This window comes from Caballeronia ptereochthonis, assembly GCF_001545075.1.
Taxonomy (GTDB): domain Bacteria; phylum Pseudomonadota; class Gammaproteobacteria; order Burkholderiales; family Burkholderiaceae; genus Caballeronia; species Caballeronia ptereochthonis.
Genome location: NZ_FCOB02000033.1, coordinates 58,134 through 84,626 on the forward strand (window position 1 = coordinate 58,134; position 26,493 = coordinate 84,626).

The window sequence follows — 26,493 nt, forward strand, 5'->3', positions numbered from 1 at the left end:
CCAGTATGCGCCTCAGGGAAATCCCTGAGATCTCTCGTTTAAAATATGTAGTATTTGTACAAGACCGATCATCGGCTATAGTCGCAGGCAATTTTCAGCATAGGCGAGATTTCCGATGTTGCTGTCCCAAGTCGAAGCAATGCGCGAACAGTTGCGCCCCTCGGAGCGCAAGCTGGCCGATTACGTGCTCGAGGCGCCGCGCGAAGTGCTCGATCTGTCGATGACCGACTTCGCGGCGCGCGCGGGGGTCAGCCAGCCGACCATCGCGCGGTTCTGCCAGGCGCTCGGCTTTTCCGGCTTCCGCGAATTCAAGATCCGCCTGGCACAGAGCGTAGCAGCGGACGTTCCCACGGTTTACCGCGACGTGCGCAGCGACGAGCCGGCCGCCGGCGTCGCGGCGAAGGTGCTGGACCGGACCATCGGCGCGCTGATTCAGGTGCGCAACAGCCTGTCCTCGGACAGCGTGGCGGCGGCGATCGCGATTCTTGCCGAGGCGCGCCGCATCGAGTTCTATGGCGCGGGCGGCTCGGGCATCGCCGCGCTCGACATGCAGCACAAGTTCTTCAAGCTGGGCGTGCCGTCGGTCGCCTATTCCGATCCGCACACGTACACGACTTCGGCCGCGCTGCTCGGCCGTGGCGATGTCGTCGTCGCGATTTCGAATACCGGGCGCACGCGGGACATTCTGGATGCGTGCAAATCGGCGCTGCACGGCGGCGCGAAGGTCATCGCGATCACGCACGGCAATTCCCCGCTCGCGCGCCTGGCCACGGTCGGACTGTTTGCCAACGTCGATGAGGACACGGATATTTTTTCGCCGATGACCTCGCGCGTGTCGCATCTCGCGATCGGCGACATTCTGGCGGTGGGACTCGCGCTCGCGCGCGGGCCTGAACTGGCGGAGAAGCTCGCCGAGGCGAAAGACGTGCTGGAGAGCCGGAGAGTGGGCACCTGAGCCGCGCGCGCGGCTCAGGTGAAAAAATCAGAACGGCTTGATGACCACGAGCAGCGTGGCGCCGAGCAGGCCGAGCACGGGCAGCTCGTTGAACATCCGGTACCACTTGTCCGAGCGCCTGTTTTCACCGCGCTGGAACGTGTGCAGCAGGCGCCCGCAATACGCGTGATACACGATGATGAGCGCGACGATCGCGAGCTTCGCGTGCAGCCAGCCCTGCCCCGCGCCGATTCCGACGACGAGCCACAGCCACAGCCCGCACGCGAGCGCCGGCACCGCGATGAAGGTCATGAAGCGAAACAGCTTCCTCGCCATCAGCAGCAGGCGCGCGGTGGCGGCGGGGTCGGTTTCCATCGCGAGGTTCACGAAAATGCGCGGCAGATAGAAAAGCCCCGCGAACCACGAAGCCACCAGCACGATATGCAGCGATTTGATCCAGAGCATCGTTCTTCTTGTGTCTTCTCGTTCCGGCGGGCTTATTGGCGCACTTCGCCGCGGCCGAGCACGACGTACTTGAGCGAGGTCAGCCCGTCGAGTCCGACCGGGCCGCGCGCGTGCAGCTTGTCGTTCGAAATGCCGATTTCCGCGCCCAGGCCGAATTCGAAGCCATCGGCGAAACGCGTCGACGCGTTGACCATCACGCTCGCCGAATCGACTTCGCGCAGGAAGCGCATCGCGCGGTCGTGGTCTTCGGTGACGATCGCATCGGTGTGATGCGAGCCGTAGGTGTTGATATGGTCGACGGCTTCGTCGAGGCCAGCGACGATCCTGACCGCCAGCACCGGCGCGAGATATTCCGTGCTCCAGTCCTCTTCGGTCGCGTCCACGAGCGAGCCGATCCGCGCCGCTTCGAGCACGGCGCGGGCTTCGGCGTCCACGCGCAGTTCCACGTCCTTCGCCTGATAGGCGCGCGCGAGCATCGGCAGCGCCTCGCACGCGATGCCGCGCGCGACGAGCAGCGTTTCCATCGTGTTGCAGGTGCCGTAGCGATGCGTCTTCGCGTTGTCGCAAATGGCGGCCGCCTTCGCGAGATCCGCGCGATCGTCCACGTACACGTGGCAGATGCCGTCGAGGTGCTTGATCATCGGCACCCGCGACTCTTCCATCAGCCGCGCGATCAGGCTCTTGCCGCCACGCGGCACGATCACGTCGACGAACTCGGTCATCGTGATGAGCTGGCCCACCGCCGCGCGATCCGCCGTTTCGACCACCTGCACCGCGTCCTGCGGCAGCCCAGCCGCTTCCAGCCCGACGCCGATCAGCTTCGCGAGCGCCGTGTTGCATTCGAGCGCCTCGGAACCGCCGCGCAGGATCGTCGCGTTGCCGGACTTGAGACAGAGCGCGGCGGCGTCGATGGTCACGTTCGGCCGCGATTCGTAGATGATGCCGATCACGCCGATCGGCACGCGCATCTGCCCGACCTGAATGCCGCTCGGCCGGAACTTGAGCCCGCTGATTTCGCCGATCGGATCGGCCAGCGCCGCCACCTGGCGCAGACCTTCGACCATCGTGTCGAGCGCCTTGTCGGAGAGCGTGAGGCGGTCGATGAACGCGGCGTCGTGGCCCTTTTCGCGCGCACGGGCGAGGTCGCGGGCGTTCGCCTGCTTGAGCGCCTCGCGCTCGCGTTCGATGGCGTCCGCCACCGCGAGGAGCGCCGCGTTCTTGGCCGCCGTCGACGCCCGCGCCATCGCGCGCGACGCCGCACGCGCGCGGCGGCCGAGGTCGGTCATGTATTGATCGATGTTCATCGTGAGTCTCTTCCGTGTGCCGCTTTCGTGTGCCGGGCGTTCTGGAATGCGTCCGCAATTCCCGGGGATTCGACGGCGCAAAAGATCATTTTAAGCTGTTGCGGGCATTGCAACAGCGCGTGACGGCGTCCTAGCGACGCGGTCGTGGCGCGGCCTGCGCCGGCTTGCCGCCGTGCGCGACCGCCATCGCCAGCTCGAACATGCCGGCCCATGGATCGGGCGGCGGCTCGCTGCCGCGCTTGCCCGTGCTGCCCGACAGGCCCTTCACTTGCCGATCGAGGCGCGCCGCCAGCGACAGCGCCTTTTCCAGCGCTTCGTCCGTCACGCGCGAGAGCGCCGGGCCGATCAGCCGCTCGCGCGGGCCCCACACGCGGTTTTCGCGCAGCAGCGTGGCGAGCGGCTTGCCCGCGGCAATGCCGCGCTTGATGCGCAGCAGTGTGCGCACTTCCTCGACGAGCGCCCACAGCACGAGCACCGCCGCCTCGCCTTCGCCCTTCAGACCGTCGAGCATGCGCGCAAGGCGGCCGACATCGCCGGTCAGCATTGCCTCGTTGAGCTTGAACACGTCATAGCGCGCGACGTTCAGCACGGCGTCGTGAATCTGCTCGAAGCTGAGCACGCCTTGCGGATACAGGAGCCCGAGCTTCTGGATTTCCTGATGCGCGGCGAGCAGATTGCCTTCCACCCGTTCCGCGATGAACACCAGCGCGCGCCGCCCATCCTCGCCGGGCGCCACGCGCTGGCCCTGCTGCGCGAGCCGCTGGCCGACCCACATCGGCAATTGCGCACGCTCGACCGGATCGATCTTCAGCGCGACGCCCGCGCCGAGCAGCGCGGTGAACCAGCCGGATTTCTGGGTGGCGCCGTCCACGCGCGGCAGCGTGACGAGCGTCACGACGTCGGGATTGTCGGCTTCGGCGAGCGTCTTCAGCGCTTCCGCGCCTTCCTTGCCGGGCTTGCCGGTGGGAATGCGCAGCTCGATCAACTGGCGATCGCCGAAAAGCGACATCGACTGCGTCGCGCCGATGAGCGCGCTCCAGTCGAAGCTGCGCTCGACGGTGAACACCGTGCGATCCGTAAAGCCGTTGGCGCGCGCCGTGGTCCGGATGCGGTCGCACGCTTCCTGCGCGAGCAGATGCTCGTCGCCGTAGACGACGTACAGACCATTCAGGCCTTTCGCGAGGTGCGCTTCGAGCGCGTCGAGCTTCAGTTGCATGAGTACGGGGCGCGCGCTCAGAGCGGCGGCGTCGGCAGCGGCGCGCGCGGCGCGACGCCTGGCGTCTGCTCGCCCGGACCCGGATGCAGCGAGCGCACCACGGCGAGACGGCGCGTGAGCTGATCGACGGCGTCGTTGCGCATGTCGTTGTAGAGCAGCGTCGCTTCCTGCGATTTCGCGAGCGTGTACTGGTTGCTGTAGGTCATCGCGCGGTTGAGCGCGATCACGCTCGGCGGAATCAGCAGCGTGCCGTCGTTGCCGTACAGCGAATAGTTCAGGTTGTAGACGAGCTCGTATTCCTGCACGACGCCCTGCGAATTCAGGCTGAGCGTGCTGAGCCCGGTGCCTTCCGACAGATTGAGCGTCGCGTCCGGCTTCTCCCAGGGCTTGACGATGACCGTATCGCTGCCGCCCTGGACCATGCGCTCGAGGCGCGCGACCATCTGCGGCGTGCCGCCGGAAATCGCGAGCCGCTTGAACGCGTAGTCCTGCTGCCCGCGCAGTTGGAAGCCGCACGCGGACAGCGCGGCCGCGCCGCCCAGAAGCGCGAGGAACGAACGCCTGCTTACGCCTTTCCCGGTCACATCGACTCCCTTGGTTTTGCGCATCAGACGACCACGTTGACGAGACGCCCCGGCACCACGATCACCTTCTTCGGCGCGCGGCCTTCCGAGAACTTCTCGAACATTTCGTGGGCGATCGCGGCCTGCTCGATGGCTTCGCGCGATGCGTCCTTCGCCACCGTCAGCGCGCCGCGCACCTTGCCGTTGACCTGCAGCACGAGCTCGATCTCCGCTTGCTCGAGCGCGGCTTCGTCGACCTTCGGCCAGGGCGCGTCGAGCAACGGGCCAAACTCCTTTTCATAGCCGAGTTCGGACCACAGCTGGAACGTGATGTGCGGCACGACCGGATACAGCACGCGCAGGAGCACGCCGAAGGTTTCGTTGAGCACGCCCGCGCCCGGATTCTTCGTACCTTCGAGCGCGTTGAGCATCTTCATCGCCGCCGACACGACCGTGTTGTACTGCAGGCGGCCGTAGTCGAAATCGGCCTGCTTGAGCACGGTGTAGATTTCGCGGCGCAGCGCGCGGTCGGCGTCGCCGAGCTTCGATGCATCGAGTTCGCCATGCTGGCGCAGCACCTCCGCGTTGTCGTGCCCGAAGTGCCACACGCGGCGCAGGAAGCGGCTCGCGCCTTCCACACCCGCGCCCGACCATTCGAGCGACTGCTCCGGCGGCGCCGCGAACATCACGAACAGGCGCGCCGTGTCGGCGCCGTACTGGTCGATGAGCGTCTGCGGATCGACGCCGTTGTTCTTCGATTTCGACATCTTCTCGACGCCGCCGAGCACGACCGGCTGACCGTCCGCGTTCAGCGTGGCGCCGGTCGGACGGCCCTTGTCGTCGTGCGCGACCGTGACTTCGAGCGGGTTGTACCAGGTCTTCTTGCCCGCCGCGTCCTCGCGATAAAACGTCTCGTTGAGCACCATGCCCTGCGTGAGCAGGTTCTTCGCGGGCTCGCCGAACTTGACCAGCCCCATGTCGCGCATGACCTTGGTCCAGAAACGCGAGTACAAGAGGTGCAGAATGGCGTGTTCGATGCCGCCGATGTACTGATCCATCGGCATCCAGTAATCGGTGCGCTCGTCGACCATGGTCTTCGCGTCCGGCGCGCTGTAGCGCGAGAAGTACCAGGACGAATCGACGAAGGTGTCCATCGTGTCGGTTTCGCGCTTCGCCGCCGCGCCGCACGTCGGGCACGCGCAGTCGAGGAACGCTTCGGACTTGGCGAGCGGATTGCCCGTGCCGTCCGGCACGAGGTCTTCCGGCAGCACGACCGGCAGATCCTTTTCCGGCACCGGCACGTCGCCGCAGCTCGGGCAGTGAATGATCGGAATCGGCGTGCCCCAATAGCGCTGGCGCGAAATGCCCCAGTCGCGCAAACGCCAGGTGACCTGCTTGTCGCCGAGATGCTTCGCTTTCAGATCGGCGGCGATCGCGTCGATCGCTTCGTCCGTCGTCAGGCCGTCGTACTTGCCGCTGTTGATGAGCCGGCCGGCGGTCTTGTCGCCGTACCATTCTTCCCAGGCATCCGTCGAATACGTCTTGCCTTCGACCGCGATCACCTGGTTGATGGGCAGGCCGTATTTCTTCGCGAACGCGAAATCGCGCTCGTCGTGCGACGGCACGCCCATCACCGCGCCTTCGCCGTAGGACATCAGCACGTAGTTGCCGACCCACACCTCGACCTTCGCGCCCGTCAGCGGATGCGTGACGAAGAAGCCCGTGGGCATGCCCTTCTTTTCCATCGTGGCGACATCGGCTTCCGCGACGCCGCCGCGCTTGCATTCGTCGATGAACGCCTGCAGCCCGGCGTTGTCGCGCGCAAGGCGCGTGGCGAGCGGATGCTCCGCCGCGACCGCCGCGAAGGTGACGCCCATGATCGTGTCGGCGCGCGTGGTGAAGACGCGCAGCAGCTTCGCTTCACCGTCGATTTCATACGGGAAGCCGAAGTTCACGCCGAAGCTCTTGCCGATCCAGTTCTGCTGCATGATCTTGACGCGCTCGGGCCAGCCGAGGCCTTCGAGATCGTCGAGCAACTGATCCGCGTAATCGGTGATGCGCAGGTAGTACATCGGGATTTCGCGCTTTTCCACCAGCGCGCCCGAACGCCAGCCGCGCCCGTCGATGACCTGCTCGTTCGCGAGCACGGTCTGGTCGACGGGGTCCCAGTTCACCGTGCCGGTCTTCTTGTACGCGATGCCCTTCTCCAGCATCTTCAGGAACAGCCACTGGTTCCATTTGTAGTACTCGGGCGAGCATGTGGCGACTTCGCGCGACCAGTCGATGGCGAGACCCATCGACTGCATCTGCTTCTTCATGTACGCGATGTTGTCGTAGGTCCACTTCGCGGGCGGGACGCCGTTGGCCATCGCGGCGTTCTCGGCGGGCATGCCGAACGCATCCCAGCCCATCGGCATCAGCGTGTTGTGACCGTTCATGCGCAGGTAACGGTACATCACGTCGTTGATGGTGTAGTTGCGCACGTGGCCCATGTGCAGCTTGCCCGACGGATACGGCAGCATCGAGACGCAATAGAACTTGGGCTTGGCCGACGTCTCGGTCGTCCGGTAGACATCGTTCGCGCGCCAGTTGCTCTGCGCGGCGGATTCGACGTCGGCGGGTACGTATTTATCGTGCATGGTGTGGTGGCTTTACGCTAATGCTGGGAACGGACCTCGGGACCTGCCGCTTACGCTTCGTTTCGCGTCGGGTGGCGGGACCGTGCGCGCCGGCTTCGCCGACTGGCTTGAAACGGGGCTGGCGCTACGTCGGATTCTGGCCTGCTGGCGGCGCTGCGCGCGTGAGACAGGCAAAAACGGGCAAATCGCGATTATACCGTTCGATGCGCCGCGGCTGGCGCATGCGGACGCAGCCGGGGCGCGCTCATTGCGCCGGCGCGTTCGCCTGCGCTCGCGCCGGCCGCGTGACGAAGCCGATGCGCTCGAGCCCCGCCTGCTGCGCCGCGCCCATCACCTGCGCGATGACCTCGTAGCGCGTCGCGCCCGACGCCCGCAGATGCAGCTCGGGCTTTTGCGCGGCTTGGCCGGCCTCGGCGAAGCGCGCGCGCATCTCGGCCGCGCTGACCGGCGCATCGTTCCAGTAGAGCTTGCCGGCGTCGTCGATGGAAAGCGTGATGGTTTGCGGCGTCTCGCGCGCCGGCTGCGACGCGACCTTCGGCAGATCGAGCCGGATCGCGTGCGTGAAGAGCGGCGCCGTGATGATGAAGATGACGAGCAGCACGAGCATGACGTCGATGAGCGGCGTCATGTTGATGTCCGCCATGGGCGAGCCGTTGGGCTTCTTCTCGAGTCCGCCGAAGGCCATCGCCGCGCGCTCCTACTCGGCTTCGCCGCACACGAATGCATGCAGATCGTGCGCGAAGCCGTCGAGCTCCTCGGAGATCTGCCGCACGTAGCGGCCGAGCACGTTGTACGCGAGCACGGCGGGAATCGCGACGACGAGCCCGAACGCCGTCATGATGAGCGCCTCGCCGACCGGACCGGCGACGTTCTCGATCATCGCCTGTCCGCTCGACGCGATGCTGCCGAGCGCGTGATAAATGCCCCACACCGTGCCGAGCAGCCCGACGAAGGGCGCCGTGCTGCCCACCGAAGCGAGCAGAACCTGGCCGAACTCGAGCCTGCGCTGCGAGCGCAGCAGCGCCTGGCGCAACGCGCGCAGGACGCGTTCGCTGCGCTCCACGCGAGCGAGGAGCACACCGGGCATGTCGGCTTCGGACGCGTGCCATGCGGCCTCGGCGAGCGGCAGAAATACGCGCTCGCGATCCGCGCGCTGCAATGCGCCGATGCCTTCCTTCAGGCTCGGTGCCTGCCAGAAGCGCTGCAGCGCCCGCGGGCCCTGCCATTTGGCGCGCGCGAGAATCCACGCCTTGACGAGCAGGAAGCACCAGCTGGCGAGCGACATCGCGAGCAGAAGGCCCGCGACCGCGTGCGTGACCGCGTCGCCGGATTGCAGATAGTGGATAACGCCCGTTGCCGCCATTGTCGCGAGGAAGAATCAGCGCAGGCCGAGCACGTCCTGCATGTCGAAGAAGCCTTTGTCGTGCCCTTGCAGGAAGCGCGCCGCGCACAGCGCACCCTGTGCGTAGGACAGACGGCTCGCCGACTTGTGCGTGATCTCGATGCGCTCGCCGATGCCCGCGAACAGCACCGTGTGATCGCCGACGATATCGCCGCCGCGAATCGCGGAAAAGCCGATGGTCGACGGATCGCGCTCGCCCGTCACGCCTTCGCGCGCGTACACGGCGCAGTCCTTCAGGTCGCGCCCGAGCGCCTTGGCGATCACTTCGCCCATCGCGAGCGCGGTGCCCGACGGCGCATCGACCTTGTGACGGTGATGCGCCTCGATGATCTCGATGTCATAGCCCGTCGAAAAATGCTTCGCCGCGAATTCGAGCAGCTTCATCGTGACGTTCACGCCGACGCTCATGTTCGCTGCGAACACGACGCCGATCGTCTCGCCGGCCTTCTTCAGCTGTGCCTTCTGCTCGTCGGAGAAACCGGTCGTGCCGATGATCATCTTCACGTCGTGACGCAGCGCCGCTTCGAGATGCGCCATCGTGCCCTCGGGGCGCGTGAAGTCGATGAGGTAGTCGGCATCGGTGAACACGCGCTCGACGTCGTCGGTCAACAGGACGCCCGTTGTCCTGCCGAGGAACGCACCCGCGTCCTGGCCGAGCTGCGGCACGCCGGGCCGGTCGAGCGCGCCGACGAGCTTCGCGTCGGCATCGTTGAGAACGGTTTCGATCAGCATCCGGCCCATGCGGCCCGATGCGCCGGCGATGGCGATCTTCATGGCAGTCTCGTGTTGAACCGCGCGCGGAACGCGCGATGGATGATGCGGATTGGCTGTGCGGCTGAAGCGGCGCCGCGTTGAAACGGCCGGCGCGGCTTCATCCGGAAACGACTGAACTGCTTACTGGCTCTGCTGCGGCAGATAGAACTGCGCCTGGCCGCTCGCGTTGGCAGGCGCCGGCGAGGAGCCGGTCGGGCCCACCGCGCTGCTGTCCGGGATCTGGATCTGCTGCGGACGCCGCTGCAGCTGAATCTGCGAATTGCTGCCGCTCAGGCTGTTCGAACCCGGCGCGCCGCCCGCGCTTTGCGGCGCGCTGCTGTACGTGGACGACCGCTGACGGCCCGTGGGCATGTCGACCTGCGCCGTCGCGCGGTTGGCGGCCTGCGCGGCTTCCTGATTGGCGTCGCCCGCAAAGGCGGCGGCCGTGTTCGGCTGCGTGGACGGCTCGCCGGGCGGCGCGGTGACCGCGGCCGTCGACGCCACCGGCGCGGATGCCGCCGCGGGCGCCTGAGCCGGCTTCGCGACCTTCACGCCCTTGTCGCCGTCGATTTCCGCAAGCAGCTCCAGGTTGGACGGCAGGTTCTCGCCGCCCGACCAGCTCACGACACGATCGCTCGCGAAGTTCACGACGAAGTCACGCTGCTGCACGACGGAAGTCGACCCGCGCTTGAAGTAGAACACGTAGTCCCAGCGGTCCGCGTGGAACATGTCGGTCAGAAGCGGCGTGCCCAGGAGCTGTCTCACCTGATCGCGCGACATGCCGACCTGCATCTGGTTCGCCGCTTCCTGCGAAACGAAATTGCCTTGCACGACCGTGATCCGATACGGTGTGATGCTTTGCGCGATCTTCTGCGTGACGCTGTCGTACGCCGAGCAGCCGGCGAGCAATGCGGCCAAGGTTGCTGCGATCACGGTTCCCCGCATGCGACGGCTCTCCCTGCTATTCGATAAAGATTTTGAAAACATTTCACCTTTCACGCGAGGCGCTTCGAGGCCGCGCTCCATTCGTCCGCGTCGGGCCCCACCACGGCCCGAACCCGTACAGGATGTCGGGAATCGGAAAAACGCATTACTATGAGAACCTTGAATTGTACTCTAGGGATGCCTAGCCATGACCAATCCCACCGATCTCAAAAATATCGGGCTCAAGGCGACCCTGCCCCGCCTCAAGATTCTCGAAATTTTTCAGCATAGTCCGGTGCGCCATCTGACCGCCGAAGACGTGTATCGAAATCTGCTCAGCGAAGAGCTCGATATCGGTCTGGCGACGGTGTATCGCGTGCTCACGCAGTTCGAGCAAGCCGGTCTGCTGTCGCGAAGCAATTTCGAATCGGGCAAGGCCGTCTTCGAACTCAACGAAGGATCGCACCACGATCACCTCGTGTGCATCGACTGCGGCCGCGTCGAGGAGTTCTTCGATGCGGAGATCGAACGCCGCCAGCAATCGATCGCGAAGGAGCGCGGCTTCAAGCTCCACGAGCACGCGCTCGCGCTGTATGGCGCGTGCACGAAGGAAAACTGCCCGCACCGCAAGCATTGATCGGCGCGCCGGCCGTTCGGCGCGCCGATCAAAAAAACCGCCGTCCATCGGACCAGATGGACGGCGGTTTTGTTTCGCCCGAACGTTTTGCGATACGCGTATGCGGTTGATTCGCAATTCGATTCGCTTTCAGTGTCTCGCCGCTATGCGGCGCGCGCTGCCGCCCCGACGAGCGTGTATCGCTCCGGCAGATCGATTTCGTCGCAATTCGGCAGATCGCCGCCGCGATCCACGACGATGAAATCGCCTGCCTTGTCGAGCACGATCAGCGGGTGATGCCACACGCCGCGCGCATAGTTCACGCCTTGCCAGCCGCGCGCGCAGAACGCGCGCAGGCCCGCCGCGTCGAACTCGCCCGCGGGCGCGACTACCACCAGATAGCGCACGTCGGCAAGCGGCACGAACGCCTGGCTGCCGAGCGGGTGCCGCTCCATCATCGAGATCACGACCGGCTGCGGTCGCGGCTGCCCGCGAAACACGTTGATGAGCGGCCGTCCGCCGCTCTCGAAACCGATGTCCACTTTCGCGAGATCGTGAAAGCGCTCGGTCGTGCCCGCGTTGATCGGAAAGTGCCGCGCGCCTTCGAGTTCGATGACGTCGCCGAACGGGGCGAAGGCTTCGCGCGTGAGCGGTTCGAGGGTCAGCGTTTTCATGGCGATGCTCACTCGATCTCACCGAAAATCCGCAGCCGCGACACGCCGCCGTCCGGATAGATGTTGAAGCGCACGTGCGTCACCGGTCCGAGCGCCGCGATCTCCTTCTCGAAGCGATGCACGCTGTCCATCGAGAGCTTCTGCTCGTCGAGCAGCACGGGCCAGAACATCGCCTGCGTGACGAGCGATTCGTCCGTGCCGCCCTCCACGCGTGCGGCCTGCAGCGAGCAGCGGTCCGGATAGTTGCCCTTGAAGTGCGCGGTATCGACTTCGATCGCGCGGATCACGCCGGGATTCGCCAGCGCGACGATCGCCCAGTCGTTGCCCGGCTCGCGGCGGCGGCGCGTTTCCCAGCCGTCGCCCATGTTCACGCCGCGTCCCGGCATCAGCATCTGCGAGGCCGGCCCGAAGTGCTGGTTGTTCGCCGCGACGAGATAGGCGCCGTTCTCGATCGCCGCCAGATCCAGCAGCGTGCCGCGCTCGACGCGCGAGAAATCCGTCTTCGGCTGGCCATAGACGCGCAGCCGCGCGATGCCGCCGTCCGGGTAGATGTTCACGCGCAAGTGCGTGTATGCGCGCGCGTCGGCGATCTCGAGATAGTGATGATGATTGCCCTGCAGCGTCGTCGACGGCACGATCTCACGCCAGTCGCCGTCTTCCCGCGGAGTTGCGCTTTCGCTGTAGCACGCCTCGATCGACGCCGCCGGCGGGAAGTTGCCGGTGAAGTGACTCGTATCGATGTCGATGCCGTGAATCACGCCCGCCCTCGCGAGCTTGACGATGCAGTAGTCGTAGCCCGTCGTGCGCTTGCGGCGCGTCTCCCAGCCGTCCATCCACTTGCCGTGCTCGTCGTATTTGCCGGGGATGAACACCGCGGGCTGCGGCTCCAGCATGCGCTCCTTCGGCGCGAAGAATTCGTCGGTGGCGAAGAGCGCCTGCGCGCCGAGACGCGGGTCCGCCAGGTTCATGTAGCGGCGTGCGAATGCGGGAGCGTCTGCGTCGAGAATCGGGTTGGCCATTTCGGTATTCCTTCAGTTGCGATGGTTTTCAGACTGAATTTCAGAATGCGCTTCAGAGTGCATGAGCGTGCTCGTTGCCGTGCGCCGGTTCCGGCGCGGCCGGCACGAAGCGATATTCGGCGTCCTGGTCGAGCACGCGCTTGGCGCGCGCCCGGTCGATGTCGTTCTCCCACACCGCGACGACCACCGTCGCCACGCAGTTGCCGATCAGGTTGGTCACGGCGCGCGCGATGCCGACGAACCAGTCCACCGGCAGGATCAGCACGAGACCGAGCACGGGAATCGCGGGAATGGCGGAGAGCGTCGCCGCGAGGATGACGATGGCCGAGCCGGGGATGCCGTGCGCGCCCTTGGAGGTGACCAGCGACACGAGCACGACGACGATCAGGTCATGCAGCGACAAAGGCGTGTTGGTCGCCTGCGCGATGAAGATCACCGCGAGCGTGAGATAGATCGAGAAGCCGTCGAGGTTGAACGAGTAGCCGGTCGGAATCACGAGGCCCACGGTCGAATCCTTCACGCCCATCCATTCGAGCTTGCGCATGATCTGCGGCAGCACGGCATCCGACGACGCGGTGCCGAGCACGATCGACAGCTCCTCGCGCAGATAGCGCACGAGCTTGAAGATGGAGAAGCCCGCGAGCCGCATCACCACTGCCAGCACGACGAACACGAACAGGAAGCAGCTCGCGTAGAACACGATCACGAGCAGGCCGAGCTGCTTGAGCGACGCGACGCCGTACTGGCCGGTCGTGAACGCGATGGCGCCGAGCACGCCGAGCGGCGCGAGCTTGATGATGAACGCCATGATGCGGAAGAACACCGTCGACAGCTCGTCGATGAACACCGTCACGCGCTGCGCCTTGTCACCGAGCAGCGAGAGCGCCGAGCCGAACAGCACCGCGAATACCAGCACTTGCAGGATGTCGCCCTTCGCGAAGGCATCGACCGCGGTGTCGGGGATGATCTTCAGCAGGAAGCCCGCGGTGTCCTTGAGGCTCTTGGCGTGCTCCGTGTACGTGGCAAGCGACGCGGCATCGAGCGTATGCAGATCGATGTTCATGCCGACGCCCGGGCGCGTGACCCACGCCAGAATCGCGCCGATCACGAGCGCGAGCGTGGTCATGATCTCGAAGTAGACGACCGCCTTCAGCCCGACCCGCCCGACCTTCTTCAGATCGCCCGCGCTCGCCATGCCGCTCACGACGACGCAGAACACGATCGGCCCGATCACCATCTTGATGAGCTTGAGAAAACCATCGCCCAACGGCCGCAGCGACTGACCGAAATGCGGAAACAGCGCGCCGACCACGATGCCGATGACCAGCGCGATCATCACCCTGCCAAACAGCGAATTCAAAAATCTCGACACGACCGTCTCCTCGTGTAATGTCCCACAACCGGATCAACTGTTCCGACTGGTCGGACCAGTGCTGTGATGGGGAATATTAGAAAGCCGATATACGCCCGTCAAGGAAGCATTCGTAGCGGTTTACCCTCTCCTGTGCGGGCATGGAAATGGATGGGAATTGGATGCGGTGACATTCGCGTACATACTTGCGCGACACGCGCATACAATGGCGGTCAGACCGGCCAATACAGCATTCTTCCTATGAAAAATGTCCCTCACACCGTGACAGACGCCGCGATCGCGACCATTCGCGAGCGGATCGAATCGAGCGCGTATCCGGTCGGGAGCCTGCTACCGGCGCAGCGGCAGTTGTCGGAGGAACTGGCGATCAGCCGGGCGTCGCTGCGCGAGGCGCTCTCGACGCTCGAGGCGCTCGGCATGCTGCACATCCGGCCCGGCAAGGGCGTATATGTCAGCAGCGCACAGGCGAGCAACGCGCATCCGTGGCGATTTGCCGATCAGGCGTCCCTGCCCGATACCTATCAGATGCGTTTCGCGCTGGAAGGCTTCGTCGCCCGGCTCGCGGCGCACTCGATCGGCGATTCGGATATCGACTGGCTCGACGACAATCTCGACTCGCTCAAGGGCGCGCTCGAAGCGTCCGAACTGGAGGAAGCCGCGCAACTCGATTTCGCATTCCACATGCGCATCGTGAGTCTGGCGGGCAATGCGGCCATCGAGTCGATCCTGCGCGGCAGCGCCGACATCATGAAGGAGAGCCAGCGCTTGCCGTTCTACCGGCGCGAGCTGGTGTTGTCGACGTATCACGAGCACGCGGTGATCATCGAGGCGCTCAAGGCGCGCGACGGCGAAAAGGCCGGAATGGCGATCGAGCGGCATATCGTCAATGCGGCGCAGCGCGCGGGCGTGCATTTTCCGGTGCCGGACAAAGCTTGAGCGAAGCCGGCACTTCTCGGGACGTTCGAGGTCTCAGCAAGGGCCGCGCGTGATGGAGATTTCCATTCGCTTGCGCTGCCCTTCAATTGGCCGAACATCAAGAGGAGCAGCATCGATGGACATGCAACAACTCGTTTCGGAGTTCCTGTCTTCGGAGCACGGCGCGCAAGCCACGCAAGCGCTGACCGATCAGGGTTTCAGCACGGAAGATAGCCAGCAAATGCTCAGCACGGCCGCGGAAACCGCGCACGCGCATGCCGAGGAACAAAACGAAGGCCTGCTCGGGGATCACCCGGGCAAGAGCTTCTTCGCCGCGTTCGCCGCGGGGCTCGTGCGCGGCGACGGATTCTTGAAATCAATGGAGGAAGGCGGGGAAGGCATTCTCACGGGGCGCATCGCCGAGTCGATTGCTGCGCGCATGGGACTCGACACGGGCACGGCATCGACCGTCGCGGCGGCGGCTACGCCTTATGTCGTTTCGTTCCTGCGCGAGAAGCTCGCGTAAGGCTCGCTGAACCACCAAAAAAACAAAGCCACTCCGAAGAGCGGCTTTGTCATTTCAGCGAGCTGAATTTACTTCGCGTTTGCCAGCGCCACAGCCGTATCCAGCATGCGGTTCGAGAAGCCCCACTCGTTGTCGTACCAGCTCGACACCTTCACGAGACGACCCGAGACCTTCGTGAGCGTCGCGTCGAACGTCGACGAGGCCGGGTTGTGGTTGAAGTCGACCGAAACCAGCGGCGCGTCGTTGTAGCCGAGGATGCCCTTCAGCTCGCCTTCCGACGCTTCCTTCATGATCTTGTTGACTTCCTCGACCGTCGTGTCGCGCGCGGCGATGAACGACAGATCGACCACCGACACGTTGATCGTCGGGACGCGGATCGCGTAGCCGTCCAGCTTGCCGTTCAGTTCCGGCAGCACGAGACCGACCGCCGAAGCCGCACCGGTCTTCGTCGGGATCTGGCTGTGCGTGGCCGAGCGCGCGCGGCGCAGGTCTTCGTGATACACGTCGGTCAGAACCTGGTCGTTCGTGTAGGCGTGGATCGTGGTCATGAGACCGTTCACCAGACCGATCTTGTCGTTCAGCGGCTTGACGAGCGGCGCGAGGCAGTTCGTCGTGCACGATGCGTTCGAGATGACCGTGTCCGACGCCTTCAGCACGTTGTGGTTGACGCCGTACACGACGGTCGCGTCCACGTCCTTGCCGCCGGGCGCCGAGATGATGACTTTCTTCGCACCGCCCTTGATATGCGCGCTCGCCTTTTCCTTCGTGGTGAAGAAGCCCGTGCACTCCATGACCACGTCGACCTTCAGTTCGCCCCAGGGCAGTTCGGCCGGGTTGCGGTTCGCGAGCACGCGGATCTTGTCGCCGTTGACGACGAGGTAATCGCCGTCCACCGACACTTCGCCCGGGAACTTGCCGTGCGCCGTGTCGTATTGCGTCAGGTGCGCGTTGGTCTTGGCATCGCCGAGATCGTTGATGGCGACGATCTCGATATCGTGCTTCTTGCCGTTTTCATAGAAGGCGCGCAGCGTGTTGCGGCCGATCCGGCCGTAGCCGTTGATTGCAACGCGAATCGTCATGGTCTATCTCCTGATGGCTAAAAAAAACCTGATGTCGCTGACGTAAGCCGTTAGCCGTTGAGCACGGACTTCGCCGTCTCGACGACATGCTCGACAGTGAAGCCGAAGTGCTTGAACAGCGCACCCGCCGGGGCCGACTCGCCGAACGTGTCGATGCCGACCACGCCGCCTTCCAGGCCCACGTACTTGCGCCAGAAATCCGTCACGCCCGCCTCGATCGCCACGCGCGCCACGCCCTTGGGCAGCACGCGCTCGCGGTACTCGGCGTCCTGCTTGTCGAACACGTTCGTGCAAGGCATCGACACGACGCGCGCGCCGATGCCGACCTTGGCCAGCGCCTCGATCGCTTCCATCGCGAGCTGCACTTCGGAGCCGGTCGCGATGAGGATGATCTTGCGCGCGGGGATGTCGTCGTTCCAGTCGCGCAGCACGTAGCCGCCCTTCGCGATGTTGGCGATCTGAATGTCGTTGCGCGCCGAGAACTGCAGATTCTGGCGGCTGAAGATCAGCGTCGACGGGCCTTGATGCGCGATCGCATGGGTCCACGCGACGGCCGTCTCGACGGTATCCGCCGGGCGCCATGTCTGCAGATTCGGGATCAGGCGCAGGCTGGAGACGTGCTCGATCGACTGGTGCGTCGGGCCGTCTTCGCCGAGGCCGATCGAATCGTGCGTGAACACGAAGATGGAGCGCGACTTCATCAGCGCGGCGACCCGCAGCGCGTTGCGGCTGTAGTCAGAGAACGTCAGGAACGTGCCGCCGAACGGGCGGAAGCCGCCATGCAGCGCGATGCCGTTGATCGCCGCGCTCATGCCGAACTCGCGCACGCCGTAGTTGATGTGGTTGCCCCACTGGATGCCCGCGTGATCCGGGTTCGCGTTCTCGGCGTCGCCCGCGGCGCGCACCGGCTTCGACGCCTTCCAGTTCGTGAGGTTCGAGCCGGTCAGGTCGGCGGAGCCGCCGAGCAGTTCGGGCAGCGCTGCGGCAAGACCTTCGATGGTCTGTTGCGAAGCCTTGCGCGTCGCGACGGTTTCGGCGCGCTGGTTCGCGTCCTCGATGATCTTCGCCGCGCTCTCCGCCCAGTTCGCGGGCAGTTCGCCGCTCATGCGGCGCGTGAACTCTGCCGCTTCCTTGCCGTATTTCGCGCGGTAAGCCTCGAACGCCTTGTTCCATTCGGCTTCGGCGTGCGTGCCTTGTTCCTTCGCGTCCCACGCCGCATACACTTCCTGCGGAATCTCGAACGGACCGTACTTCCAGCCGATCGCCGCGCGCGTCGCCGCGATTTCCTTGTCGCCGAGCGGCGCGCCGTGCGCGTCGTGGCCGCCGGCCTTGGTCGGCGCGCCCTTGCCGATGACCGTGCGGCAGCAGATCAGCGTCGGCTTGTCGGACTTCTTCGCGGCGGCGATCGCGGCATCGACCGCTTCGACGTCATGGCCGTCCACAGCGCGGATCACGTTCCAGCCGTACGCTTCGAAGCGCTTCGGCGTGTCGTCGTGGAACCAGTGCTCGACGTGGCCGTCGATCGAAATGCCGTTGTCGTCGTAGAGCGCGATCAGCTTGTTGAGCTTGAGCGTGCCCGCGAGCGAGCAGGCTTCGTGCGAGATACCTTCCATCAGGCAGCCGTCGCCGAGGAACACGTACGTGTAGTGATCGACGATCTTCGCGTCCGCCTTGTTGAACTCGGCGGCGAGCAGCGCTTCGGCGAGCGCCATGCCGACGGCATTGCCGATGCCCTGGCCGAGCGGCCCGGTGGTCGTCTCGACGCCCGGCGTCATGCCCACTTCGGGGTGGCCAGGCGTCTTCGAATGCAGTTGGCGGAAGTTCTTCAGCTCGCTCATCGGCAGGTCGTAGCCCGTGAGGTGCAGCAGCGAGTACAGCAGCATCGAGCCGTGACCGTTCGACAGAACGAAACGGTCGCGGTCGAACCAGTGCGGGTTCGCCGGGTTGTGCTTCAGATGGCGCGACCACAGCGCGACGCCGATTTCCGCCATGCCCATCGGCATGCCGGGGTGGCCGGAGTTGGCTTGTTGAACGGCATCCATGGCAAGCGCGCGGATTGCGTTGGCCATGAGGGCGGTCTGGCTGGAGGTCGGGGTCGTCATGTCGAGTCGGGGGCAGGTCCTGAAATGATCCGCAGTGCTTCTCACGCAGTACTTCTCACTCGAGCCGGACCCGCGGGACACAACGTTTTCAGGACCGGCACGACGAGAAACGACGAGGATCGGAAGGCCGTCATTCTAACAGACCGGTCCGATTGACACGCGCCCCGGAGGACGCGAATCCGGTGCGGCCGGATGTCCGGGGCGCGGGCATGTTCCGTGCACGCCACCCGCGTGCCCGGCTTCTGCCGGCGCGCCGCGCGCTGCCGCGACCGTCCCGGCCTCGTCACGGCACGGCACGGCACAACGCGTGACGATACACCGTAACGCGCGCCGGTAACGGACGTACATCCGGCGAAATCCGACCGGCGCGGCGCGTTGCCTCGCAGGTTCTCGCAGACCCATTCATCGTACGGCTTCATGGCAAAATGTTTCTCAATGTGCAGCAGCAAGGCTCCAAGGAGTGCTTTCGATGACCGACCCTCGCCCGGCCGATGTGCCCTGGTTGACTCCCTACCTCACCGTATGCGATGCGCGCGTGAGCATCGCGTTCTATGAAAAGGCGCTCGGCTTCGCGGTGCGCGACAGCGTGAACGACGACGGCACGATCATCCACGTCGAGATGGCGTATCGCGGACAGTTGATCCTGATGTTCGCGCCCGAGGGCGCGTACGGTTCACAGGCGCGCACGCCCAAGAGCGCGGGACAAATGGCGCCGCAGTCGTTCTATCTTTATGTGGACGACGTCGATGCGACTTTCCGGCAGGCGCTCGCCGTCGGCGCGAAGCCGCTCATCGAGCCGCAGGACCAGTTCTGGGGCGACCGCTTCGCGCAGATCGAAGACCCCGACGGCTATCGCTGGGCCATCGCGCGGCACTTGCGCTGAACGCATCGGAATTGCCGTAGAGGCATCAACCCTATCCGCGGACCGGACGTTCGCGATCGACCCTCAATGCCACGTTTTCATGTTGACGGCCCGCTCCGCGTGGGCCAAACCCTCACGCTACCCGACGCCGTCGTGCGCCACGTGCACGTCCTGCGCCTGCAGACGGGCGATGCGATCACCCTCTTCGACGGCGCCGGCGGCGAATATCGCGGCGAGCTCGTCGATATCGCGAGGCGCGCGGCGACGGCGCGTATCGACGAGCACAGCGACCGCGAGGCCGAGCCGCCCTATCGCGTGACGCTCGCGCAAGGCGTCGCGGGCGGCGACAAGATGGACTGGCTCATCGAGAAGGCGGTGGAACTCGGCGTGGCGGCCGTCGTGCCGATTACCGCCGAGCGCGGCGTCGTGCGTCTGGCGGGCGAGCGGGCGCTGCGGCGCCAGGCGCATTGGCAGGCGCTCACGCGCGCGGCGTGCGAGCAGTGCGGACGCAACCGCGTGCCGGACGTGGCGCCGCCGCGTGATCTCGACGCGTGGCTCGCCGATTTGCCCGCCGTATCCGAGGGCGAACTGCGCCTCCTGCTCTCGCCGCGCGCCGAGGTGAGCTTCGCCGCCCTGCCCGCCGATCCGCCAAGCAGCCTGGTTACGCTGCTGATCGGTCCTGAAGCAGGCTTCTCGCCCGCGGAGGAAGACGCGATCGTCGATGCCGGATTCTCGGCGCTCGGGCTCGGTCCGCGCGTGTTACGCACGGAGACGGCGGGCATCGCGGTGCTCGCGGCGCTCGCCGCGCGCTGGGGCGGCTGGTGAGGCGCGGCGATCACGGCGCAGAAACGAAAACAGCCCGATGGACGCGCCTTGCGGCCGCGCCCATCGGGCTGTCTCTTCAATGAAGCCGGCGCGCTCGCGCGAGCGGCTCAGACGAACGAGTAAAACACGCGGAAGGCCACGCGCCGTTCCGCCCAGAATTCCGCGGCGTCGCGGAACACGTCGAGCAGCACCTCGCGGCCTTCCTTGTCGAACTTCTGCGCGATCGGGAGCTGCTCCAGCACGATCACGAAGCCCGGTTGCGAACCCGCCTTGTGGACGAGATCAGTGAGCGAATCGTAGAGCGCGTCGTAGTTCTTGCCGAAATGCTTGGGAAAGAGGAAAGACGTGGCGATCGTTTCCAGCACTTCCTGCTTGCTCTGCGCCTGACCGAGATACGCATACAGAAAATGCTGGCCGAGACGGTTGGCCTCGTCGGCGAGATCCTGCACCCGAAACGCACGGATCGACTGAACGATGTTCGGCCGCACGGTGGCGAACAGCGATTCCGAATCCTCTTGCGGATGGGACTCCTCAGGCCTGGTCTCGTCGTCGGGTCTGTTGTCGTGTTCTGTCATGCGTAGCCGCAATACTCGCTGAAACAGGTTGCCATCGCCGGTGGCGAAAAGATCACTCGCGACGCTGTGATCGTGCGCGTAGATGTTGTCGCTCATGCCGTTAATCCCGTGGTTGATCCGCAATGCGTTTGAAACTGGCGTAATGGTCGTCCGTGTAGTAGCAATCGTCGATCTGCCTCTTCGGCCCGCCGCATATGATCCGGCGCGCGCCGCGATCCCTCGAGCGAGGTGTGGATACGGTGTATTCGTGGTAGTAGCCGCGTGGACGCCGCGGAAGCAGACGTTCGCGATTGCCGAATACGACGCCGTCCTTCTCGTACGGGAAAGGGCCGCCCGCTTCGATCAGCCGTAATGTCGCGACCGCCTGCCTGGGCAGTTGCGCGATCTGGACGGCAGGCAGACCGTCCGCAGTTTGCCCGCCAGTCGCGGCCGGCTGCCCTGCCTGCGCTTGCTGAACCGCTTCGGCCGACTGAACCGGCGCCTGAGTACGGCTCGGCGGCTCTTCCTTGCCGCATCCACTCAGAACGACGCTCAAGCCAAGGATGCAGGAAAGAACCCACGCGCGCTTCACGAAACGATTATCCCCGCGTTGAACCGAGATCCGACGACCATTAAAGGTGTAAGGGTATCGCTAATGACAGATCGAATCAATGTTCGACCGGCAATCGGAATTTTTTTCTCAAACCGCTCGAAGCGGGCGGCATGGTGACGGGAAGTGATGCAACTTTAGCTCAAATCTGAGTGAAATTTAAACTGCACGGGTTAATAATCTGACCCTGCAGGACTTGGAACCCTTGGACAAGGGGCCTCACTTGTCGTCAGTTCCGCGGCAATGCGCTCTTGCCGTCAGTCTTGCGTTTGTGGGTGAAGAGACATCCCCTCGCTTCACTCGGGCGTGCCGCAGATCTGCGGCACGCTTCTTTTTTCGCCCCTCACTCCGCGGTTCAGTCGGATCGGACACGTGCTTTGGCGACAGCGTCATGGCTCGGCGATCTTCCATTCTTGCGCGTCCCAGACGATCGCGAAACGCGGGCGGCGATTGTTGCCCACTTTTACATTGACGTCTGTTGCGCGCGGGATAATCTCACTCACATGCTTCGGAGCAGGCAAGAGGAACACGCGTCTGCGATCTCTCCGGGTTCCTCACTGTGCGCGATGCGTAATCGATTCGAACGCAAGGACGGGTTTGCAGTGCGAAGCGAAGTGCCTTTCACGCTGACTCTTCACATTCAAAATGGTTGAACCCAATCGTTATCCATCGGCCGAGGTTCTGGGCGCTTTCCAGGACTTTCTCCGCAATGCGCTGAGCGCACAACGGCAAGACGATCAACGCGCCCGCGATATCTGGATGCAGGCCGCGAACCGTTTGTCTCCCATGGATGGCGCTTCCATCAGCGCGCTGCTTCAGCAACTCGCAAGTCAACGACGCAACGTGGAAGCCGAAGCCATTGCGCGTACGCTAGTGAGCCTCGAACCGCGCAGCGCCATGGCGCACTTCAATCTGGGGCTGACGCTTCAATTCGCGAATCGTCATGCTGACGCCATTGCGCCGTATCGTGATGCGCTCGCAATCGAACCGAAACTGCATAGTCTTCGCAACAATCTGGCCGCCGCGTTACTGGACGAGGATCCAGCATCGCCGGAGGCAGCCGAGCTGCTCGAAGCCGCGCTCGAGCAAAACCCGAACGACGCGAATTGCTGGCTCAATCTCTCGAGGGTGCGCCTCGCGAGGTTCGATCTCGATGGCATGCTCGCAGCCGGTGAGCATGCGCTGAAGCTCGCGCCCAGTGATTCTGTCGTGGTCAGCGGTTACGGACAAAAGTTGCGCGAAGCGCAGAGATGGGACGATGCCGAACGTTACGCGACGGCAGCGCTTCAACTCGCCCCGGACAACGCAGCGTATCGCTCCAACCTTGGAATGCTTCATCTCATGCGGGGCAATTACCATGACGGATGGCCGGCGCACGAAGCGCGATGGGACGGATCGAAGGAACTGGCCGGCAGGCGCCCCGTATTTCCAGGGCCGCCGTGGAAAGGCGAGCCGCTGGAGGGAAAGACGCTTCTGCTCTGGGGCGAACAAGGCATGGGCGACCTGCTGCAATTTTGCCGTTATGTGCCTTTGCTTGCGGATCGCGTGCATCGCGAAGGCGGACGGCTCGTCTGGAATTCGTTCCCGCAGATGGGCTGGCTCCTCGGCCGCACGCTCGCTCAGTATGCGGATGAATTCACGCTCGGCGGTGGCATCGAGTTGCTACCGAAATTCGACTACGAAATCTCGATGGTGACGCTGCCGCTGATTTTCGACACCCGCGAAGACACGATTCCGGCCAATGTGCCCTATCTGCGAGCCGACCCAGGCGCCGTCGACGAATGGCGCAAGCGCCTCGGCAAGGAAACACGTCTCAAGGTGGGATTGACGTGGACCGGCAGCCGCACGCATCAGCGCAATCCGTTTCGTCGCGTCGGACTCAAACGCTACGAAGCGCATTTTCGTGACCTCGACAACGTCGCGTTCTATTCGCTCCAGCCTGACGCAAGCGCGGAGGTCGCGGCCGCGCGCTCCGCGGGCCTGGACATCGCTGACCACACGAGCGAGTTCAAGAATTTCGACGATACGGCCGCGTTCATCAGCGCGCTCGATCTGGTGATTACCGTTTGCACGTCGGTCGCGCATCTGAGCGGAGCGTTGGGACAGCGCACCTGGGTATTGCTCGACGTCAATCCGCATTGGGTATGGCTGCTCGATCGCACCGATAGCCCGTGGTATCCGACTGCCACGCTGTATCGGCAGACGCGTTTTGCAGAATGGGAGCCTGTGTTCGACAAGCTCAGGGCGGATCTCGCCGCACTTGCAAACGAGCGGCATCTCCAATGAGAAGAGCCCGACGCCGTGAGGCGCCGGGCTCTTTGTCATGCGAACGGAAGCTTTTGCTTCCCGCAGTTACTGACCCATCGCGCGGATCTCGACGCCGTCCGTATTGATCTCGACGCGTCGATTCTGCGCACGTCCGGCGGCAGTCGCATTGGATGCCACCGGCGAAGCGGGACCAAAACCGTGCACCTCGTAGTTATCGGCGCGCAGGCCATGCGACATCAGATAGTTCTGCGCCGAGCGTGCACGCGCCTCGGAGAGGCGTTCGTTGAGCGCCATCGAGCCCGTCGAATCCGTATAGCCCGCAATGCTCAAACGTTCGATCCTGTAGCCCTTGTTCGCTTCGACGAACTCGTCGAGCTTGCGTTGGGCGATCGGGCTGAGCTCCGCGCTGTTGGTCGCGAAGTTTGCGTCTCCCTGCAGCGTCAAGGCGCGAATCGGCTTTGCGGCCGCGCGTGCCGGAACGGGAACCGGCGCGACGGCCGGAGCCGGTGCGGGTGCTGCAGCCGGCGCCGGTGCGTCGCCGCACTTGAAGGTGATCTCGCGCGGATCGTTCACCGGCTTGCGATCGCTCGACATGTGATCGACCAAGCCGACCAGACGGATCTTCTGATCCTTGCAGATCTCCTGCGCGCGATTCATACACGTCTTGCTGCTCTCGAACAAACCCTGGCACTGCACGCGCCAGGCCTGATCGCCGGTGTTCAATGTCACCACGTCGGTATTCGTCGTGGGCGTGGAATAACTCGTGCAACCGGTCACGGCGGCAGTGACGAGCGCTGCCAATAAAACTCGAATGTACATGACGTTCTCTAACTAACTTGAATTTGCTTGGATGGTCGCCAGAAGGCGGACGGCCTGCGCCGTCCGCTTGCAACTAGCTACGCCTTACCACTGATACGACGCACCTGCGCCAACCGTCGTGCCTGCAGAGCTGTAGCCCGCACCGATCTTGAGCTTGAGGTTCTGCGTGATACGTGCCGAAGCACCCAGCGCCGTTGCCTGATAGCCCTTGTAGTTGGCCGTACCGACACCCACCGCGATCGTCTTGCCCTGATCGACGTCAGGAATCATCGTCAGCGCCGTTGCTGCAGCCACGCCTGCGTAGGCGCCGCGTGCAACGGAGGTGATCTGATCGCCCAACGCGTTGACCCTCTGGTCCGTGTACGAGTTGGCCTGCGTCACACCCTGTGCGATGCTCTGATTCAACTGATTCAGGTTGACGGCATCGGTGCCTTGCGTGCCGGCCGCGACGTTCGTGACCTGACGCTCGCTACCAGCGGAGCCGACAGAGACCGTGTTGTCGCGGTCAGCCACGGAGTTGGCACCGAGCGCGACCGAGTTGGCTGCCGACGCTGTAGCGCCCGCGCCGATTGCAGTTGCCTGCGATCCCGACGCGTTTGCGTTTGCACCCATCGCCGTTGCATGCGTGCCGGTTGCAGTTGCGCGCTCCGTATCGCGATTGCCGTCGCCCGTGAAGAACGGGTTGCTCGCGGTTTCAGCAATGTTTGTCACGTTGCTGATTGCGTCGTTCAGTTGGTCCACGTTCACTGCGTCGCCGCCGTCGACACCGTACGCCACGTTGTGGATCGTCGTGCCGCCCTGACGCGTCGTGCTGTTGTACGTGTCGCCACTCATCGTGATGCTGTTGGTGTTCGGCGTGCCGTCCGCGTTCGTGTCGTACTTCACAACCCCGTTGGTCAACGTATTCACGTTATTCGTGATGTTCGTAACCTGGTTTTCGAGGCTGGTCACAGCCTGATTCGTCGCGTAAAGCTGCGAACCATTCACTGCGTCCGTCGAAGTGGACGAGAGACGTCCCGCCGCGACGTTGGTGATCGTACGCTCGTGACCCACCGAGCCGATGCTGAGCGTACCGATCGGCGAAGTACCCGCGAATGTGTAATCCACACCGTTGATAGTTGCACCGGTGGTAGCCACGGCACCCGACGAGATCGAGTTCGCACCCAGCGCCACGTCGTTCGCGTTGGCCGCAACCGCACCCGAGCCGATCGCAACAGAGTCCACACCCGTAGCCGTCGAATCTACACCCGTGCTGTTCGCATGGAAGTACTTCGTGCCCGTGTTGTACACGTTGTTGATCTGATCACCGATATTGGTGATGCCGCCCGTGATGTTGGTGATGTCACCCGCGAGGTTGGTGATATCCGACGTGTTCTGGTTCACCGCCTGGTTCGTCGCGTACAGCTGCGAGCCGTTCACCGCATCCGTCGAGCTGGCCGAGAGGCGGCCCGCTGCCACGTTGGTGATCGTGCGCTCTGCACCCACCGAACCCACCGACACCGTGCTCGTCGCGTTGCTGCCTGCGAACGTGTACGCCGTACCGCCGATCGTCGCGCTCGTGGTGTTCACCACTGCCGCCGTCGTCGAACCCGCACCCAGCGCCACGTCGCCCTTGTTGGTCGACACCGCACCCGAGCCGATCGCCACCGAATCCACCCCCGTGGCCGTCGAATCTACCCCCGTGCTGTTCGCATGGAAGTACTTCGTGCCCGTGTTGTACACGTTGTTGATCTGGTTGCTCAGGTTGGTCACGTTACCGCCGATGTTGGTCACGCTGCCCGCCACGTTCGAGATATCCGACGTGTTCTGGTTGATCGCCTGATCCGCTGCGTACAGCTGTGAGCCGTTCACCGCATCGGTTGAAGTCGCCGAGAGACGGCCTGCCCCAACGTTGGTGATCGTGCGCTCCTTGCCTGCCGCGCCCACCGACACCGTGCTGGTCGCGTTGCTGCCTGCGAACGTGTACGCCGTGCCGCCGATCGTCGCGCTCGTGGTGTTCACCACTGCCGCCGTCGTCGAACCCGCACCCAGCGCCACGTCGCCCTTGTTGGT

The 26,493-nt window shown here is 64.4% G+C and carries 25 protein-coding genes; 7 read left to right on the forward strand and 18 right to left on the reverse strand.

Annotation, left to right across the window (positions count from 1 at the left end; all coding sequences use genetic code 11):
• Window positions 1-115: 115 nt before the first annotated feature.
• A complete protein-coding gene (locus AWB83_RS28475; protein WP_087048966.1) occupies window positions 116-955 on the forward strand; it encodes a MurR/RpiR family transcriptional regulator in 840 nt (279 codons plus the stop codon).
• Window positions 956-982: 27 nt separating this feature from the next.
• Here AWB83_RS28475 and AWB83_RS28480 read toward each other — a convergent pair whose 3' ends face one another.
• The 9 genes from AWB83_RS28480 to AWB83_RS28520 all read right to left on the reverse strand — a co-directional run bounded on the left by AWB83_RS28480 (window position 983) and on the right by AWB83_RS28520 (window position 10,221).
• Complete coding sequence (locus tag AWB83_RS28480; protein ID WP_087048967.1) at window positions 983-1,399, reverse strand: CopD family protein; 417 nt, start codon at window positions 1,397-1,399, stop codon at window positions 983-985.
• A 32-nt stretch (window positions 1,400-1,431) separates the two neighbouring features.
• Entirely contained in the window at window positions 1,432-2,703 is a 1,272-nt protein-coding gene (locus AWB83_RS28485; RefSeq protein ID WP_087048968.1) for a glutamate-5-semialdehyde dehydrogenase, read from the reverse strand.
• Between the two features lie 130 nt (window positions 2,704-2,833).
• Window positions 2,834-3,919 carry a DNA polymerase III subunit delta gene (gene holA / locus AWB83_RS28490; RefSeq protein WP_087048969.1) on the reverse strand — a complete coding sequence of 362 codons (1,086 nt, stop codon included), beginning with the start codon at window positions 3,917-3,919 and terminating at the stop codon, window positions 2,834-2,836.
• Between the two features lie 17 nt (window positions 3,920-3,936).
• On the reverse strand, window positions 3,937-4,527 hold the full coding sequence (locus AWB83_RS28495) for an LPS-assembly lipoprotein LptE (RefSeq protein ID WP_087048970.1): 591 nt from the start codon (window positions 4,525-4,527) through the stop codon (window positions 3,937-3,939).
• The gene (gene leuS, locus AWB83_RS28500) at window positions 4,527-7,121 is read right to left on the reverse strand and encodes a leucine--tRNA ligase (RefSeq protein WP_087048971.1); all 2,595 of its coding nucleotides are present in this window, start codon (window positions 7,119-7,121) and stop codon (window positions 4,527-4,529) included. Before leuS ends, AWB83_RS28495 begins: the two co-directional genes overlap by 1 nt.
• Before the next feature lie 244 nt (window positions 7,122-7,365).
• Window positions 7,366-7,806 carry an ExbD/TolR family protein gene (locus tag AWB83_RS28505; RefSeq protein ID WP_087048972.1) on the reverse strand — a complete coding sequence of 147 codons (441 nt, stop codon included), beginning with the start codon at window positions 7,804-7,806 and terminating at the stop codon, window positions 7,366-7,368.
• A gap of 12 nt (window positions 7,807-7,818) precedes the next feature.
• Window positions 7,819-8,484 (reverse strand): MotA/TolQ/ExbB proton channel family protein, encoded by a 666-nt coding sequence (locus AWB83_RS28510; protein WP_087048973.1) that lies wholly within the window; start codon window positions 8,482-8,484, stop codon window positions 7,819-7,821.
• A 15-nt stretch (window positions 8,485-8,499) separates the two neighbouring features.
• The gene (gene dapB, locus AWB83_RS28515; protein ID WP_087048974.1) at window positions 8,500-9,297 is read right to left on the reverse strand and encodes a 4-hydroxy-tetrahydrodipicolinate reductase; all 798 of its coding nucleotides are present in this window, start codon (window positions 9,295-9,297) and stop codon (window positions 8,500-8,502) included.
• Between the two features lie 120 nt (window positions 9,298-9,417).
• Window positions 9,418-10,221 (reverse strand): outer membrane protein assembly factor BamE, encoded by an 804-nt coding sequence (locus tag AWB83_RS28520; RefSeq protein WP_087048975.1) that lies wholly within the window; start codon window positions 10,219-10,221, stop codon window positions 9,418-9,420.
• A gap of 187 nt (window positions 10,222-10,408) precedes the next feature.
• On the opposite strand from AWB83_RS28520, the gene fur reads away from it, so the two are divergent.
• Complete coding sequence (fur, locus tag AWB83_RS28525) at window positions 10,409-10,837, forward strand: ferric iron uptake transcriptional regulator (RefSeq protein ID WP_050327274.1); 429 nt, start codon at window positions 10,409-10,411, stop codon at window positions 10,835-10,837.
• Window positions 10,838-10,980: 143 nt separating this feature from the next.
• Here fur and AWB83_RS28530 read toward each other — a convergent pair whose 3' ends face one another.
• The 3 genes from AWB83_RS28530 to AWB83_RS28540 are packed head-to-tail and all read right to left on the reverse strand — an operon-like array spanning window position 10,981 to window position 13,881.
• Entirely contained in the window at window positions 10,981-11,490 is a 510-nt protein-coding gene (locus AWB83_RS28530) for an ureidoglycolate lyase (protein WP_087048992.1), read from the reverse strand.
• An 8-nt stretch (window positions 11,491-11,498) separates the two neighbouring features.
• Window positions 11,499-12,509, reverse strand: coding sequence for an allantoicase (gene alc / locus AWB83_RS28535; RefSeq protein WP_087048976.1), 1,011 nt, complete (start codon window positions 12,507-12,509; stop codon window positions 11,499-11,501).
• A gap of 52 nt (window positions 12,510-12,561) precedes the next feature.
• Window positions 12,562-13,881 (reverse strand): C4-dicarboxylate transporter DctA, encoded by a 1,320-nt coding sequence (locus AWB83_RS28540; protein ID WP_087048977.1) that lies wholly within the window; start codon window positions 13,879-13,881, stop codon window positions 12,562-12,564.
• A gap of 240 nt (window positions 13,882-14,121) precedes the next feature.
• On the opposite strand from AWB83_RS28540, the gene AWB83_RS28545 reads away from it, so the two are divergent.
• Both AWB83_RS28545 and AWB83_RS28550 read left to right on the forward strand, forming a co-directional pair.
• Window positions 14,122-14,817: a FadR/GntR family transcriptional regulator gene (locus AWB83_RS28545; RefSeq protein WP_087048978.1), complete on the forward strand. Its 696-nt coding sequence runs from the start codon at window positions 14,122-14,124 to the stop codon at window positions 14,815-14,817.
• A gap of 115 nt (window positions 14,818-14,932) precedes the next feature.
• The gene (locus AWB83_RS28550; protein WP_087048979.1) at window positions 14,933-15,322 is read left to right on the forward strand and encodes a hypothetical protein; all 390 of its coding nucleotides are present in this window, start codon (window positions 14,933-14,935) and stop codon (window positions 15,320-15,322) included.
• Window positions 15,323-15,390: 68 nt separating this feature from the next.
• On the opposite strand, the gene gap is transcribed toward AWB83_RS28550, so the two are convergent.
• The gene (gene gap, locus AWB83_RS28555; protein WP_087048980.1) at window positions 15,391-16,401 is read right to left on the reverse strand and encodes a type I glyceraldehyde-3-phosphate dehydrogenase; all 1,011 of its coding nucleotides are present in this window, start codon (window positions 16,399-16,401) and stop codon (window positions 15,391-15,393) included.
• A 50-nt stretch (window positions 16,402-16,451) separates the two neighbouring features.
• Window positions 16,452-18,503 carry a transketolase gene (gene tkt, locus AWB83_RS28560; RefSeq protein ID WP_087048981.1) on the reverse strand — a complete coding sequence of 684 codons (2,052 nt, stop codon included), beginning with the start codon at window positions 18,501-18,503 and terminating at the stop codon, window positions 16,452-16,454.
• Between the two features lie 469 nt (window positions 18,504-18,972).
• On the opposite strand from tkt, the gene AWB83_RS28565 reads away from it, so the two are divergent.
• Window positions 18,973-19,386 carry a VOC family protein gene (locus AWB83_RS28565; protein ID WP_087048982.1) on the forward strand — a complete coding sequence of 138 codons (414 nt, stop codon included), beginning with the start codon at window positions 18,973-18,975 and terminating at the stop codon, window positions 19,384-19,386.
• Between the two features lie 66 nt (window positions 19,387-19,452).
• Window positions 19,453-20,190: a 16S rRNA (uracil(1498)-N(3))-methyltransferase gene (locus tag AWB83_RS28570; RefSeq protein ID WP_087048983.1), complete on the forward strand. Its 738-nt coding sequence runs from the start codon at window positions 19,453-19,455 to the stop codon at window positions 20,188-20,190.
• Window positions 20,191-20,297: 107 nt separating this feature from the next.
• On the opposite strand, the gene AWB83_RS28575 is transcribed toward AWB83_RS28570, so the two are convergent.
• Together AWB83_RS28575 and AWB83_RS28580 are read right to left on the reverse strand one after the other, a co-directional pair.
• Window positions 20,298-20,861, reverse strand: coding sequence for a barstar family protein (locus tag AWB83_RS28575; RefSeq protein ID WP_087048984.1), 564 nt, complete (start codon window positions 20,859-20,861; stop codon window positions 20,298-20,300).
• Between the two features lie 4 nt (window positions 20,862-20,865).
• Window positions 20,866-21,336 carry a guanyl-specific ribonuclease gene (locus AWB83_RS28580; protein ID WP_087048985.1) on the reverse strand — a complete coding sequence of 157 codons (471 nt, stop codon included), beginning with the start codon at window positions 21,334-21,336 and terminating at the stop codon, window positions 20,866-20,868.
• 663 nt (window positions 21,337-21,999) lie between these two features.
• Between AWB83_RS28580 and AWB83_RS28585 the strand changes: the two genes are divergently transcribed.
• Window positions 22,000-23,640, forward strand: a complete 1,641-nt coding sequence (locus tag AWB83_RS28585; protein ID WP_087048986.1) for a tetratricopeptide repeat protein — start codon at window positions 22,000-22,002, stop codon at window positions 23,638-23,640.
• 66 nt (window positions 23,641-23,706) lie between these two features.
• On the opposite strand, the gene AWB83_RS28590 is transcribed toward AWB83_RS28585, so the two are convergent.
• Both AWB83_RS28590 and AWB83_RS28595 read right to left on the reverse strand, forming a co-directional pair.
• Window positions 23,707-24,441 carry an OmpA family protein gene (locus AWB83_RS28590; RefSeq protein ID WP_087048987.1) on the reverse strand — a complete coding sequence of 245 codons (735 nt, stop codon included), beginning with the start codon at window positions 24,439-24,441 and terminating at the stop codon, window positions 23,707-23,709.
• Between the two features lie 84 nt (window positions 24,442-24,525).
• A partial coding sequence (locus tag AWB83_RS28595) for a YadA family autotransporter adhesin (RefSeq protein ID WP_208636814.1) occupies window positions 24,526-26,493 on the reverse strand: 1,968 nt, incomplete at its 5' end.